The sequence below is a fragment of the Xanthomonas arboricola pv. guizotiae genome (assembly GCF_002940205.1).
Lineage (GTDB): Bacteria > Pseudomonadota > Gammaproteobacteria > Xanthomonadales > Xanthomonadaceae > Xanthomonas > Xanthomonas arboricola_C.
On the sequence record NZ_MDSK01000092.1, the window covers coordinates 1 to 1,428 of the forward strand.

1 protein-coding gene and 1 pseudogene are annotated in these 1,428 nt (G+C 58.7%); both read left to right on the forward strand.

Translation table 11 applies throughout. The annotated features are described in order from the left end of the window. On the forward strand, positions 1–727 hold a 727-nt coding region (locus XarbCFBP7408_RS21925; RefSeq protein ID WP_104564692.1), incomplete at its 5' end, for a transposase. 131 nt (positions 728–858) lie between these two features. Further along, positions 859–1,428 (forward strand): annotated as a pseudogene (locus XarbCFBP7408_RS21930) (hypothetical protein); the annotation flags it as partial.

Genomic DNA, 1,428 nt, shown 5'->3' on the forward strand with positions numbered 1-1,428 from the left:
CGAGGCCGGCTCACTCATGACGCAGCTGCAACGCTGCGAGACCGCGCTGCAGGCCGAACGCGAGGCGGGCGACGCTGCCAGGAGCGAAGTGGCCAGCCGCACCACCGAACTGGCGCAGTTGGAGGAGCGGATCTCCGGCCTGACCGTTCGCGTGGCCGAGCACGACGCCCATGCGAAATCGTTGGAACACAAGCACGAACACGCCAGGGAAGCCCTTGAGCACTACCGCACCTCGGTCAAGGACCAGCGCGAGCAGGAACAGCGCCGGCATGAGCACCAGGTGCAGGAGCTGCAGGTCGCCCTACGGCAGGCCAACGAGGCATTGACCGCCAAGAATCACGACCTGATGCAGCTCAACCGGGAAAACGGCCAGTGGCTGGAACGCCATACCCGGCTGGAGCGGGAACTGGCGCAGGCATGCCAGCGGGCCGACGCCCAGCAACGCGAGCGCGACGCACTGCGCCTGACAGCCGCCAAGCACCAAGCCCTGCAGGCGCGCTGGACCCAAGATGTCCAGGCGCTGGAAGGCGTGCGCGCCGAACTGGCTGCGGCGCGGACCGAGCTGGTCGAAGAGCGCCAGCGCCGGGAACACGCCGAGGCGGAGACCTTGCGGGCCACGGTACGTCTGAGCACGCTGGAACAGCTCTTGGAGCAGCTGCGGCCACCGCGCCCCGTTGGAGAACCCGAAAACGCCATCGCAGCCGGTGCAATGCCGGCAGGCGGATGATCAGCCAGCGATTCTCGCCAGACCGCGACACGGGAAGATCGCTGTCGAGAAAGACTATTCGCTCTTAGCTATTTAATTACATCGGGAACACCCAATAATATCAGTCCCTACCGGACTTTTCACTTTAAATAATGGACGCACTATTTAATTTTGACTATAAAAAATATCGCGAAATGACGGAAGCGGCAGATGATCACCGCAATTCTCCGCCCCCGGAAGAATACAGGGAAAACCACAGCGCGGGTTATAACATGCATCCGCTGCTTGAATCCCTCCCGCGAAGAAATTCCACGCAAGTGCATGCCGATGCCTCAGTCCATAGGATGCGGGCAGCCGCGTCGACCTCCGAAACCCATACGGATTACTCAGAAATATTAGAACTAATCGGCGCCTATGGCGATAACAAAGACATGCGCGCGCTACAAAGAAGATTTACAGGTTTTTCTCGCTTTTTGGCAGACAGTGGCCTGTCACATGTAAGTGGCAGGCAGATGCTTCAGGAATTGAATGAAGGTCAACGCGACCAAGTCATACATCAAATAATAAGACGAATTGAGCATTCTGCGGATGCTGAATATCGAGAAATTGCGCTGAGCCGACTGGAGTCGCAGTGCAGTCGAAACATTGTGCTGAGCCAATGGGCCTTGGATCGCATTGCCCAAGCCAAAGACAAAGCCAAAGCCAAAACCACGGCCAAAGCC